The organism is Streptomyces sp. NPDC044002, assembly GCF_056434525.1.
In genome coordinates this window covers 13,520-26,441 of sequence record NZ_JBWKEZ010000003.1, presented here as the reverse complement: position 1 = coordinate 26,441, position 12,922 = coordinate 13,520, and the positions used below count along the sequence as shown (strand labels likewise).

Genomic DNA, 12,922 nt, shown 5'->3' with positions numbered 1-12,922 from the left:
GTTTGGACGGCGGACGCGGAGCTGACATATGTTCAGCGCTTGTCGTACCGGCGTTCGACCGGCCGGTATCCCGTTCGCCACCGCATGTCCGCATGTCCGCACGTCCCGTGGGGGGTCCTTCACCATGTCCTTCAGCGCGCCCGGATCGCCGCCGCCACCGCAGGGCCCCGGCCCGCAGCCGCCGTACGGGGCGAACCCGTACGGGGCGCCCCCGTACCCGGCCGGCCCGCCGCTCCCCGGGACCCCGTACCCCGGCCAGGCGTTCCCGTTCCCCCCGCCGCCGCCCGTGCAGCAGCTGCGCTCCCCGCAGGGCCGCGCGACCGCGCTGACGGTGCTGCTCCTGGGGACGGCCGTGGTCAACGTGTACTCGGCCGCCGCCAACCTGAACACCTGGTCGCTGATGGGGGACGTCGCCGCGGACCCCTCCTCGGTCCCGGACGACACGCTCGACCAGTCCGACATGCTGGTCGGCGTCGCCGCCGGCCTGCAGTGGCTGGCCCTGGCCGCCACGGCCGTGGTCTTCGTCATCTGGTTCTACCGGGTGCGCGTCAACGGCCAGGTGTTCCGCCCCGACGCCTTCACCCTGGCGAGCGGCTGGGCCATCGGGTCCTGGTTCGTCCCCCTCGGCAACCTCTTCCTGCCGTACAGGGTGGCGAGGCAGACCTGGGAGGCGAGCGTGCAGCTCGCGCCGGACGGCTCGTACCGCCGCGTCTCCGCGGCCCCGGTGACGGCCTGGTGGCTCGTGTGGGTCCTGTCCCTGGTCCTCGACCGGGTCCTCGGCGTGGTGTACGTCCGCGCCGAGACCCCCGAGAGCCTCGGCGCCGCCTCGCTGCTCGGCGTCGTCACCGACCTGGCGGTGGTCGCCGCGGCCGTCCTCGCGGTGCAGTTCGTCCGCAAGCTGACGGCCCTGCAGAACGTGAAGGCCACCCAGGGCCCGTACGCGTCCGTCTGACACCCGCTAGCGGGCGGCGGCGGGGACCGGCACGGCGAACTCGCACCACACGCACTTCCCGGCGCCCCGGGGCTCCACGCCCCAGGCGTCCGCGAGCCGCTCGACCAGCAGCAGGCCCCGGCCCGACACCGCCCAGTCGTCGGCCTCCCGGCGGCGGGGCAGGGCGCTGCTGCGGTCCTCGACCTCGATCCGGATCCGGCCCGCGGCGGTCAGCCGCAGGGCGACCTGCCCGCCGCCGTCGGTGTGGACGAGGGCGTTGGTCATCAGCTCGTCCGCCGCCAGCTCGATCTCGTCGGCCCGGTCCCGGGCGCCCCAGGCGGTCACCGCCGCCCGGATCAGGTGCCGGGCCATCGCCGGGCCGTCCGCGTCGCCCGGTTCCAGGCGCTGGCGCAGCGGCCCGCCGCCGCGCGGGGCGGGGGTGCCGCGCCGGCGCAGCAGGAGCAGGGCCATGTCGTCCCCGCCGCCCGCGTCCCCGACCAGGTCGCACAGCACGTCGGCGAGTTCCTCGACTTCGGCCGGGCCGTGCTCGGCGGCCTCCATGAACTCCCGCATCCCGGTCTCGGAGTCGCCGCCGGGCCGTTCGACGAGGCCGTCGGTGCACAGCAGCAGCGTGTCCCCGGGGTGCAGTTCGAGGGTGGTGACGGGGTAGCCGGAGCCGCTGCCGTGCTGCTCGCGCGGGGGCAGGCCGAGGGGGAGCCCGCCCGCCACCTGGATCCGGTGGCAGCTGCCGTCCCCGCGCCGCACGACCGGGTCGAGGTGGCCGGCCCGCACGATGTGCAGCATCCCGGTGTTCAGGTCCAGTTCGGCGTAGGTGCAGGTGGCGAAGCGCTCCGTCGCCAGGTCGCGGAGGAAGGCGGAGGCCCGCGCCAGCGCCGTGCCGGGGGTGTGGCCCTCCAGGACGTAGGCGCGGAGCACGATCCGCAGCTGTCCCATGACGGCCGCCGCGTCCGTGTCGTGGCCCTCGACGTCGCCGATCGTCACCCCGACCCGGCCTTCGCCGAGGGGGACGACGTCGTACCAGTCGCCGCCGATGTCCCGCCCGACCCGGGCGGCCCGGTACCGTACGGCGATCAGCGCGCCCGGCACCTCCGGGATGACCCGGGGCAGCATGGCCCGCTGGAGCCCCTCGGCGAGGTCGTGCTCCTGCTCGAAGAGCATGGCCCGCTGGAGGCCCTGCGCGATCCCGCTGCCGAGCGCCACCAGCAGGTTGCGTTCCTCCGCGTCGAAGTCCCCGTCGCGGGTGTACAGCAGCCCGAGCGCGCCGACGGGCCGGCCCTGCGCGATCAGCGGCAGGTACACCCCGCTGCGCACGGCCAGCGGTTCGATGTACGGCCACAGCAGCGGGTAGCGCCGCTGGAACTCCTCCCGGGAGGCGATGAAGACCGGCTGCAGGCTCCGTACGGCCTCGCTCATCGGGAACTCGGCGTCGATGCGCGTGTACTCGATCTCGGGCACGTACGAGCCCAGCTGGCCCTCCGCGACCAGGTGGATCCGGCCGCCGTCGACGATGCCGAGCATGACGCTGACGGCGCCGAGGTGGCCGAGGGCCTCGGGGTCCTTGAGGACGTCGGTGACGTCGTTCACGGTGCGGGCGTGCGCGAGGATCGCGGTGGTCCGCTCCACGACCCCGGTCATCCGGCGCCGTCCTTCGTCCCGCTCCCCCGCCGCGCCGGGCTCCCCGGGGTCCTGGTCGGCGTCGCGGAGGATGCCGATGACCCGGTACGCGCGGCCGTGCGGGTCCCGCAGGATGTGGCCCTGGAGGTGGGTCCAGCCCGCCGTCCCGTCCTCGCGCAGGGTGCGGAAGTACGCCCCGTAGTGGCTGCGGCCGTCCTCCAGCGCCCGCGCCACCCGCCCGTCCAGCCGTGCCCCGTCGCCGGGCACGACCCGGCGGCGCAGTCCGCCGGGGGTCCCGTCGAACTGCTCCGGGCGCAGGTGCAGGACCTCCAGGGCGGTGGCGTCCAGGTACAGGCGCCCGCTGTCGAGGTCCCAGTCGAAGGTGCCCATCCGGTTGAGCGCGAGGCTCAGGTCGGGCCGCGCGGGCCAGTCGACCTCCGGGGTCCGTCCCCGCTGGTCCATGCAGCCAGGGTCTCACCGTTCCCGGGTGCACGGCATGCGCTGGCGGCCGGGCCGGTGGATTGCCGGGGGCGCCGCACGAGCGGACGATCGGATCATCCGGGCTCAGGGCGGCGGCGGGGCGGTCGGCGGCGGGGCAGAGGTGCTCGGCGGGACCGTCGGCCCGTCGCCGGTCAGGGCCGGCGGGCGCGCGGTCTTCGTGGCCGTGGCCGTGGCCCTGGCCGTAGGCGTGCCCTTGTCCGCCGGAGGGGCCGTCTCCGTCGGGGTCCCCGCGCCGGTCGGCGTCCCGGCCGGGGTGGGGGCCGGGGTCCGGGCCGGGGGCGGCGGGGTGGTCGGGGGCGCGGGCGTGGTCGCGGCCGGGGGCTTTGACGGCTCCGCCGGGGTGACGACGAGCGGCGGGGGGAGGACCTCCGGCGGGGAGACCGTCGGCGTCGCGGCCACCGGGGGCGAGACCACGGGCGGGGAGACCACCGGCGGGGAGACGACGGGCGGGCCGACCGGCGGCTTGACGGGCTTGTCGGGCCGGGTGGCGGCGCCGCGGTCGCGTTCCAGCCAGCGGTGGTCGTGGTGGTCGTAGATGACGAACTTGTTCACGACCGTCACCGACGGGGCGACGACCACCACCCCGGCCGGCCGGTACGAGGACCAGGGCCGGCCGAACCGCTTCGGATCGGCCCGCAGCGCGACCGGCGGGCCCAGCGGGTTCCCGCAGGCGCAGCGCACCCTCGGCACTCCCCGGTCGTCCACCAGTACGGCCGTCCCGGCCTGGAGCACGGCCTGGTAGGGGGTGGCCCGGCCGTCGCGGTAGCCGTGGTTGGTGACCCGGGTGTCGATCCTCAGCTGCACGGGGGTGAGGGCCCGCAGGTAGCCGGCGACGGCGTCCGGCCGCAGGCCCAGGGCCGAGGCGAAGGCGGCATTGATGGCGGGCTGCGAGGTCAGGGCGGTGATCTGCTGCTCCACGTCGCAGCTGGCGACGTCCTTCGTGCCGCCGTAGAGCCCGGGCGAGGAGCCGCTGACGCTGCGGGTGCCCGCGGGCTCCGTGGGCGCGGCCGTTCCCCGGGACGGGGTCTCGGGCGGCGGGGTGGCCTGCTTCGCCGCGCTGGAGTCGGTGAAGGGGTCCCGTCCGGGCTCGGCGGCCGGCTGGAGGAACACCTCGGCCGCGGCCCGCTGCGGGGTGCCGCCCCCGCCACCGCCGGGCCTGGTCAGCACGACCACCAGGGTGACCACCGCGACGAGCGCCACGGCCGCCGCCGCGACCCCGGGCACCGACCGCCACCAGGGCCCCCGCGGCGGCTCCCCGACGCCGGGCCCGCCGGGAGGGGGCGGCGGCGGGGGTTCCCCGCCGCCGCCCGAGAGCGGGCCGGACGGCGGACCGGTGGGCCGCCCGGACGGCGGCTGTGACGGCTGTGACGGCTGCGACGGCTGCGACCGCTGTGACGGCCGCGGCGGCTGCGGCGGCCGCTCGCCGGAGGGTTGCGTGGTCACGGACTCCTCTTCCCAGGCGGACGCATCCGGGGAAATGGCGTGAATCCCTGGAACACCGGCGATTTCCGGCACTCTTGCCGACCATTGTGTGCGCCGTCCAGGTGGTGACCGCAAGCCGGGGATGCCACCGTGGCAGGGTGAGCCGGACCTCCGCCCGGGCGTGGCGGGACGCCCTCGTCGCCGTCGTGGCGGGCTTCGCGGTGATGACCGCGACGGCCGCCGCCGGGCTGGCCTGCGCCGGCGCCGGCGACCTGCCGGACGGGGCGTTCGCCCGCGTGGTCGCCGCCGTGGTCGTGATGGCGGCCGGGGGCTCGGTCGAGGTGTCCGGCGACGCCGGGTTCCTGGCCGGCGCCGACGCGAGCCTGTCCGTGCTGCCGCTCTCGGTGAGCCTGGCCGGAGCGCTCACCACCGGGTGGCTGTTGCTGCGTCCGCTGCGCCACCGGGCGGTGGCCGGGACCCGCGAACTGCTCGGCCGGGCGGGCCGGTCGGCGGTGCTGTGGCTGGCCCTGCTCGCCCTGTTCGCACTCCTGGCCCGCCAGACCTTCGGCCTGACCACGGGCGACTCCCCGCTCGGGGAGATCGGCGAACTGCTGGACTCCGCACCGACGGTGGGCTTCCGGGCCGCGCTCGGGCCCACCCTGCTGTACGGACTGCTCTGGTTCCTGGGCCTGTTGCTGATCGCCCTGCTGGTCTCCCGCCGCACGCCGCTCCCGCCCGGGCTGCTCCGCTTCCACACGGCGGTGCGGCCGGCCGCCCACGCGACGGCCGTGCTGTTCCTGGCGTACGTGGTCCTCGGCCTCGGCGCCGGCCTGGTGACGGCGGCGGTCCAGGGGCACGCGGCCCGCACCCTGGCGGTGCTGCTGCTCGGCCTGCCGAACCTGGCCTGGCTCGCCCTGACCACGGGTTTCGGCGGCGCCTGGCGCGGCGTGGCCGAGGGGCCGTTCGGCCTGCCGGTGCCGCCGCTGCTGGACCAGGTCCTGCGCGGCCCCGTGCCGTCCACGGTCGACGTGGCCTCGCTCGCGCAGCGCGACTCCCGGGCGTGGTGGCTGGTCGTGCTGGCCGCCGTCGCGCTGCTCGGCACGGGCGTGCTGGCCGCCGTGCGCTCCCCCGCGCGGGTCCGGCCGTGGCAGCACGCGGTGCACCTGGCGGTGGCGCTGGGCCTGGCCACCCTGACGGTGTGCCTGCTGGCCGGGGTCCAGGCCCGGTTCGGGCTGTCGCTCCTGGGGCTCGGGGACGTCTCCGGGCTGGGCGGCCGGGTCGAGCTCACCCCGTACCTCTGGCGCACGACCGGCCTGGCGCTGCTGTGGGGCGCGGTGGCCGGCTTCCTCGGCGCCCTCCTGGCCCGCCCCCTGCGCCACCCGGGCCGGGTCGCCTAGCCGGGGCCTAGCGTCCCCGGAACACCGGGAGCGCCCACCGCGGCGGCGGGGGCGGCGGGCCCTGCTCCTCCCGTTCCCCGTGGCCGTGTGGTGCCCCGGCGCCGGCCCGGCGCAGCGCGGCGGTGAACTCCAGGCAGCTGCCCCACCGTTCCCCGGGCTGCTTCGCGAGGGCCTTGGCCAGCGCCTCGTCCACCGCCGCCGGGAGTTCCGGGCGGCTTTCGCTCGGGGCGGGCGGGGGATCGTACTGGTGGGCCCAGAGCAGGGCCATGTCGTCCTCGCGCCGGAAGGGCGGGCCGCCGGTGAGCATCTCGTGGACCACGCAGCCGAGGCTGTAGACGTCGCACCGCCCGTCGACCGGTTTCCCGGCGATCTGCTCGGGCGCGACGTAGTCCAGGGTCCCGACGAACTGTCCGACGCTGGTGAACCCGGTGAGCGAGAGGGACTTCTTCGTCAGGCCGAAGTCCGTGAGGTAGACGTGTTCGGGGTGCTCGCTGTCGGTGCCCTCGGTGACGAGGATGTTGCCGGGCTTCACGTCCCGGTGGACCAGGTCGTGGGCGTGGGCGGCGTCGAGTGCGGAGGCGACCTGGCCGGCGATCCGGGCGGCCGTCTCCACGGGCAGCGGGCCGGTGCGGTCGAGCAGGGCCCGCAGGTCCTGGCCGGCGACGTAGCGCATGGCGATGTAGAGGATGCCGTCCGTCTCGCCGGCCTCGAAGACGGGGACGATGTGCGGGTGGTCGATGGCGGCGGCGACCTTCGACTCGTGGGTGAAGCGCTGCCGGAAGGTGTCGTTGCGGGCGAGCTGGGGGGCCAGCAGTTTCAGCGCGACGGTCCGGTCCAGGCGCAGGTCGCGGGCGCGGTAGACGACGGCCATCCCGCCGCGCCCGATCTCGTCCTCGACGAGGTAGCCGGCGAACCGCGTGCCGGTCAGTTCCGAGGGGTGCCCGGCGTGTGGTCCGGGGTCCGTCATGGGCTCCCTCCCCCGTCGGGGCGGTCGGCGACGCGCGTGGGCTCGTGCGGTGTCTCCCGTACGCCGGCCCGTGCGCCGGTGTCCGCCTCGCCGGGCTCCGGCTCCGGCGGGGGCGGGGGTCCCGGTTCCGAGACGACCGCGTAGGTGGTCGGGCGGCTCCCGTCGGCGTACAGCCACCGTCCCGCCGCCTCCTCGTACAGCCACACGGACTCGCCGTCGATGACGATCCCGGCGCGCAGGCCCCGTACGGCCTGCCGGAAGCCGTCGCCGGCGGCTCCGGGGACGGTCTCGCGCAGGGCCCGGCGGTAGCGGTCGAGGGTGTCGGCCGTCCGGGTGAGCAGCGGTCCGGGGTCCTCGGTCCGTTCGAGGGGCCGGCCGGCGGTCGGCGGGGGCCGGGGCACCGCGACGAGGAGCCGTCCGTCGACCCAGGCGGACCAGCCGTTGGCGCACAGGATCTCCCCCCATTCGCCGCGCCGGGACAGCAGCCGGACGGGGAGGAAGGGGTCGAGGGCGGCGGTGGGCCGGGAGACGTCGGGGGCTTCCCAGGCGGGCAGCCCGTCCTGCGGGACCACGTGGGTGGGGTGGAAGGCCGCGGGCTCCGGGGAGTCGGTCATCGCCGGGGCCTACTTCCGCATCACGGCCGGCTCGTGGCGGCGCAGCAGCCGGGCGACGAGCACCGCGAAGAGCACGGAGAGGGCGGCGAGCATGCCGACGTCCAGCAGCCAGATCCCGGCGGAGTGGGCGAAGAGGGGGTCGTCGGTGAGGGTGCCGGGGACGGTCCGGCCGAGGTCGATGGTGCCGGCCATGGCGCCGAGGGCCCATCGGGAGGGCACGAGCCAGGCCAGCTGCCCGATGACGGGCACGCCGTCGAGCTGGAGCAGGGCCCCGCAGAAGACCACCTGCACGATGGCGAGGAGGACCAGCAGGGGCATGGTGACCTCCTCCTTCCTGACCAGGGCGGAGACCAGCAGGCCGAGCATCATGGCGGTGAAGGACAGCAGGGCGACGGCCAGGGTGATTTCGGCGAGGCGGGGCAGGAAGACCCCGGTGGAGCCGGGCGGTCCGAGCCGCACCCCGAACAGGCCGACGAGGGTGAGGACGACGGCCTGGGCCACGGTGATCGTGCCGAGGACCGCCACCTTGGACAGCAGGTAGGCGCCCCGGGACAGGCCGACGGCGCGTTCGCGCTGGTAGATGACCCGTTCCTTGACGAGTTCGCGGACCGCGTTGGCGGCTCCGGTCAGTACGCCGCCGACGCACAGGATGAGCAGGGCGTTGATCGCGGTCTCCTGGGTGAGGGCGCTGCCGGCCAGGGCCCGGGCCATGGCGCCCATCACGAACGGCAGCGCGACCATGATGACGAGGAAGGTGCGGTCGGCGCCGAGGGCGGTGGCGTAGCGGCGGATCAGGGTGGAGAGCTGGGCGCGCCCGCTCTGCGCCCGGGGCGGCGGCTCGGCGAAGCCGGCCGGTCCGGGGGGTGCGGCGTCGGGGGCGCGGGGGCGGCGGCCGGGGCCGGCCACGTAGGTGCGGTGCTGGTGCGAGGCCTCGTACTGGCCCGCCCAGTCGCGGTCGCGCTGGTTCTCGAAGGCCTCGAAGGCCTCGGGCCACTGGTCGAAGCCGAAGAAGCCGAGGGTCTCCGCGGGCGGCCCGTACCAGGCGACGCGGCCGCCGGGCGCGAGGACGAGGAGCCGGTCGCAGACGTCGAGGCTGAGGACGCTGTGGGTGACGACGATGACGGTGCGGCCGTCGTCGGCGAGGCCGCGCAGCATGTGCATGACGGAGCGGTCCATGCCGGGGTCGAGGCCGGAGGTCGGTTCGTCGAGGAACAGCAGGGAGGGCTTGGTCAGCAGTTCCAGGGCGACGGAGACGCGTTTGCGCTGGCCGCCGGAGAGGCTGTGGATGGGCTGGCCGGCGCGCTGTTCCAGGCCGAGTTCGCCGATGACCTCGTCGACCCGGGCGAGGCGTTCGGCCTTGCCGGTGTCCTGCGGGAAGCGCAGTTCGGCGGCGTAGGCGAGGGCGCGGCGGACGGTGAGCTGGGTGTGCAGGATGTCGTCCTGGGGGACGAGGCCGATGCGGGAGCGCAGTTCGGCGTAGTCGCGGTAGAGGTCGCGGCCGTCGTAGAGGACGGTGCCGTGGTCGGCGGGGCGCAGTCCGGTGAGGGCGCCGAGGAGGGTGGACTTCCCGGCGCCGCTGGGGCCGACGACGGCGAGCAGGCATTTGGTGCCGACGGGGAAGGAGACGTGGTCGAGGAGGGTCTTGCGGCCGTGGTCGACGGCGACGGCGAGGTCCTGGACGTCGAGGGAGACCTCGCCGGTGTCGGTGTACTCCTGGAGCTGGTCGCCGACGAGGCAGAAGGCGCTGTGGCCGATGCCGACGATGTCGCCGTCGGTGAGGGGGGCGGTGTCGACGGGGGTGCCGTTGAGGTAGGTGCCGTTGTGGCTGCCGAGGTCGGCGATCTCGTAGCCGCCGTCGGCGAGGGCGCGCAGTTCGGCGTGCCTGCGGGAGACGACGAGGTCGTCGATGACGAGGTCGTTGCCGGGGTCGCGGCCGATGCGGATGCTGGTCCGGGCGGGCAGTGGCCGGATGCTGGTGGGGCTGCGGAAGGTTCCGGTCATGGCCGGGTCGGCGACCCGGGAGGGGCGGGAGGCGGCGGCGCGGGGCGGCGTACGGCTGCTGAGGAGGGCGCGCGGGCCGTCCTGGGCGCTGCCGAAGCGCAGTTCGCTGCCGGGGCCGACGGCCCATTCGTGGACGCGGTGGCCGTCGGCCCAGGTGCCGTTGGTGCTGTCCTCGTCCTCCAGGGTCCAGTGGTCGCCCTCGGGGCGCAGGACGGCGTGGTGCCAGGAGACGCGGTCGTCGTCGAGGCAGATCTCGCAGAGGGGGTCGCGGCCGACGCGGTAGCTCCGGCCCGGGCTCATCTCGGTGGAGCCCATGGCGGTTTCCAGGACGAGTTCGGGCGCGGTCGCCGCACCGGGCCGCTGGACCATGGACAGATTTTCCCACGAACCGCGGAAACCGGCAGGAGGGACATCACCGCAGGTCAGAGGGTTCTTATGGGGAATGACAACGGTCCCCGTTGCAGCCTTTGCCGATCTCGTCGCGGTGCGCTTCACTTCACGCGTCGGAACCGAACAAACGGGGGAAGCCATGAGCCGGCACGACCACGACCACGCGCACGAGCACACCGGGGCGGACCACACCGGGCACGGGCACGACGGGCACGGGCACGGGCACGGTCCCGGCGGGCACAGCCACGGTGTGGACCCGGACGCCGACCGCCGCTGGCTGGCGATCGCGCTCGCCCTGATCGGCGGTTTCATGGCCGTCGAGGTGGTCATCGGCGTGATGGCCCATTCGCTGGCCCTGATCTCCGACGCCGCGCACATGCTGACGGACGCCGTCTCGATCGTCCTCGCGCTGATCGCGATGCGGCTGGCGGCGCGTCCGGCGCGGGGCGGGTTCACGTACGGCCTCAAGCGGGCGGAGATACTCTCCGCGCAGGCCAACGGGCTGACGCTGCTGCTGCTCGCGGTGTGGCTGGCGTACGAGGCGGTGCGCAGGCTGCTGGACCCGCCGCCGGTGGAGGGCGGGCTGGTGCTGGTGACGGCGCTGGCCGGGATCGTGGTGAACGTCGGCGCGGCCTGGTGCATCTCGCGGGCGAACCGGTCCTCGCTGGCCGTGGAGGGCGCCTACCAGCACATCCTGAACGACCTGTTCGCGTTCATCGGGACGGCGGTGTCCGGTCTGATCGTGCTCACGACCGGTTTCGTGCAGGCCGACGCGATCGCCACGCTCGTGGTGGTGGTGCTGATGGTGAAGGCGGGCTACGGGCTAGTCCGGGAGTCGGGGCGGATCTTCCTGGAGGCCGCGCCGGCGCACGTGGACCCGGACGCGGTCGGCGACCGGCTCGTCGCCCACGTGCCGGTGACCGAGGTCCACGACCTGCACATCTGGACGATCACCTCCGGGCAGGCGGCCCTGTCCGCGCACGTGCTGGTGGAGGAGGAGGGCGACTGCCACGCGGTGCGCCGGGAGCTGGAGCTGCTGCTGGCGAAGGAGTACGGGATCACGCACACCACCCTCCAGGTGGACCACGTCCAGGACGCCCTGCTGTCGGTGGGCCGGCCGGGCGAGGAGCCGGAGGGCGTGGACCCGCACTGCGCGGACGCCCACGGTCCGGTGCACCGCGAGGGCCCGCACGCGCACTGACGCACGCGCACCGGCGCGCGCACCGAGGCCCCGAGCACTGAGCGGGGCTCCGGCGGGGCATGTATGGCTCCCGTGACGGATGCGAAGAGGTACAGGCGGAGCGCCGGCCTGCTGTTGTTCCGCCGGACCGCGGGGCACGGGGTGGAGGTGCTGCTCGGCCACATGGGCGGTCCGCTGTGGGCCGGGCGGGACGCCGGGGGCTGGGCGATCCCGAAGGGCGAGTACGGGCCGGACGAGACGCCCCGGGACGCGGCCCGCCGGGAGTTCACGGAGGAGCTGGGGGTGCCCCCGCCGGAGGGGGACTACCTGCCGCTGGGGGACGTCCGGCTGAGCAGCGGGAAGCTCGTGACGATCTGGGCGGTGGAGGCGGACCTCGACCCGGCGCTGACGGTGCCGGGCACCTTCACGATGGAGTGGCCCCCGCACTCGGGGGTCGAGCGGGAGTTCCCGGAGCTGGACCGGGTGGCCTGGTTCACTCCCCCGATCGCACGAAACAAGCTGATTGTCGGTCAAATTCCGTTCCTGGAACGATTGTTGGTGCTATTGGCGGATTGACCTGACCTTTACTTGCCAACAAACCCCACCTGCATGGACATTGCGTCTATGACGAACGTCGTGCTGGTGGGAACCCTGGACACCAAGGGTGTCGAGTACGGCTGGCTGCGCGAGAGGCTGCTGCGCGCCGGCGTCGAAGTGGTGCTGGTGGACACGGGGATCATGGGAGAACCCCGCGTGCCCGCCGACGTGCCGCGCGAAGCGGTGGCGCGGGCGGCGGGCACGGAACTGACGGAACTGCGCGCGGCCGCCGACCGGGGCGCGGCCGTGACCACGATGGCCCGGGGCGCCGAGGCGGCCCTGTTACGCCTGCACGCCGAGGGCCGGCTGCACGGCGTGCTCGCGATCGGGGGCAGCGGCGGCACCTCCATCGCGACCCGGGCGATGCGGGCGCTGCCCCTGGGCGTGCCGAAGGTGATGGTCTCCTCGATGGCGTCCGGGGACGTGTCCCCGTACGTGGGTTCGGCGGACATCACGATGATGTACAGCGTGGTGGACATCGCCGGGATCAACAGCGTCTCGGCCCCGGTGCTGGCCAACGCCGCGGAGGCCGTCGCCGGGATGGCGAAGGCGTACGCGCGCGCCGCGCTGGACCGCAGCCGGCCGGCCCGCCTGGGCTCGGGCTCGCGGCCGCTGGTGGCGGCGAGCATGGCCGGGGTGACCACGATCGGCGTGGACGCGGCCCGGGAGCGGCTGGAGGAACTGGGGTACGAGGTCCTGGTCTTCCACGTCAGCGGCGCGGGCGGCCGCACCCTGGAGACCCTCGCCGGGCAGGGGGTGTTCGCGGGGGTGCTGGACCTGACCCTGAGCGAACTCGCCGACGACCTGTGCGGCGGCATCCTCACCGCCGGCCCCGACCGGCTCAGCGCGGCCGGGCGGGCCGGGGTGCCGCAGGTGGTGAGCCTGGGGGCGCTGGACATGGTGAAGTTCGGGCCGCTGGAGACCCTGCCCGAACGGGCCCGCTACCGCCGGGTCCGCGTCCACAACCCCTCGATCACGGTGATCCGCACGACCGAGCCGGAGTGCGCGGAGCTGGGCCGGCGGGTGGCCGCGAAGCTGCGCGCGGCGACCGGGCCGACGGCGGTCTGCGTCCCCCTGCGCGGGCTGTCCACGCTCGGCGCGCCGGGCGGCCCGTACCACGACCCCCGGGCGGACCTGGCGCTGTTCTCGGCGCTGCGCGAGGGGCTGCGGGGCAGTGCGGCCCGGCTCTACGACTACGACACCCACATCAACGACCCGTCCTTCGGGCGGGCGGCGGCCGACCGGCTGCACGCGATGATCGGGGCGGTGTCGGCGGCCGCCTGACCG

At 75.1% G+C, this 12,922-nt stretch carries 10 protein-coding genes; 5 read left to right on the top strand and 5 right to left on the bottom strand.

Annotated elements, in window-relative coordinates:
• Positions 1-124: 124 nt before the first annotated feature.
• Complete coding sequence (locus tag AC07A6_RS03200) at positions 125-952, top strand: DUF4328 domain-containing protein (RefSeq protein ID WP_478775862.1); 828 nt, start codon at positions 125-127, stop codon at positions 950-952.
• 6 nt (positions 953-958) lie between these two features.
• Here AC07A6_RS03200 and AC07A6_RS03195 read toward each other — a convergent pair whose 3' ends face one another.
• Both AC07A6_RS03195 and AC07A6_RS03190 read right to left on the bottom strand, forming a co-directional pair.
• Complete coding sequence (locus tag AC07A6_RS03195) at positions 959-3,028, bottom strand: SpoIIE family protein phosphatase (protein WP_478775861.1); 2,070 nt, start codon at positions 3,026-3,028, stop codon at positions 959-961.
• A gap of 102 nt (positions 3,029-3,130) precedes the next feature.
• Entirely contained in the window at positions 3,131-4,510 is a 1,380-nt protein-coding gene (locus AC07A6_RS03190) for a DUF6777 domain-containing protein (RefSeq protein ID WP_478775860.1), read from the bottom strand.
• A 137-nt stretch (positions 4,511-4,647) separates the two neighbouring features.
• Here AC07A6_RS03190 and AC07A6_RS03185 point away from each other — a divergent pair, with 137 nt between their 5' ends.
• Positions 4,648-5,886 (top strand): streptophobe family protein, encoded by a 1,239-nt coding sequence (locus AC07A6_RS03185; RefSeq protein WP_478775859.1) that lies wholly within the window; start codon positions 4,648-4,650, stop codon positions 5,884-5,886.
• Positions 5,887-5,893: 7 nt separating this feature from the next.
• Here the strand turns inward: AC07A6_RS03185 and AC07A6_RS03180 are convergent, their stop codons facing one another.
• The 3 genes from AC07A6_RS03180 to AC07A6_RS03170 are packed head-to-tail and all read right to left on the bottom strand — an operon-like array spanning position 5,894 to position 9,837.
• Entirely contained in the window at positions 5,894-6,853 is a 960-nt protein-coding gene (locus tag AC07A6_RS03180; protein ID WP_362472165.1) for a serine/threonine-protein kinase, read from the bottom strand.
• A complete protein-coding gene (locus AC07A6_RS03175; protein ID WP_478775858.1) occupies positions 6,850-7,467 on the bottom strand; it encodes a hypothetical protein in 618 nt (205 codons plus the stop codon). Before AC07A6_RS03175 ends, AC07A6_RS03180 begins: the two co-directional genes overlap by 4 nt.
• Before the next feature lie 9 nt (positions 7,468-7,476).
• Positions 7,477-9,837 (bottom strand): FHA domain-containing protein, encoded by a 2,361-nt coding sequence (locus AC07A6_RS03170; protein WP_478775857.1) that lies wholly within the window; start codon positions 9,835-9,837, stop codon positions 7,477-7,479.
• A 160-nt stretch (positions 9,838-9,997) separates the two neighbouring features.
• On the opposite strand from AC07A6_RS03170, the gene AC07A6_RS03165 reads away from it, so the two are divergent.
• The 3 genes from AC07A6_RS03165 to AC07A6_RS03155 all read left to right on the top strand — a co-directional run bounded on the left by AC07A6_RS03165 (position 9,998) and on the right by AC07A6_RS03155 (position 12,919).
• Positions 9,998-11,059, top strand: coding sequence for a cation diffusion facilitator family transporter (locus AC07A6_RS03165; protein ID WP_386274982.1), 1,062 nt, complete (start codon positions 9,998-10,000; stop codon positions 11,057-11,059).
• A 63-nt stretch (positions 11,060-11,122) separates the two neighbouring features.
• A complete protein-coding gene (locus AC07A6_RS03160; RefSeq protein ID WP_362472177.1) occupies positions 11,123-11,614 on the top strand; it encodes an NUDIX hydrolase in 492 nt (163 codons plus the stop codon).
• A 48-nt stretch (positions 11,615-11,662) separates the two neighbouring features.
• A complete protein-coding gene (locus AC07A6_RS03155; RefSeq protein WP_362472180.1) occupies positions 11,663-12,919 on the top strand; it encodes a Tm-1-like ATP-binding domain-containing protein in 1,257 nt (418 codons plus the stop codon).
• Positions 12,920-12,922: the final 3 nt, after the last annotated feature.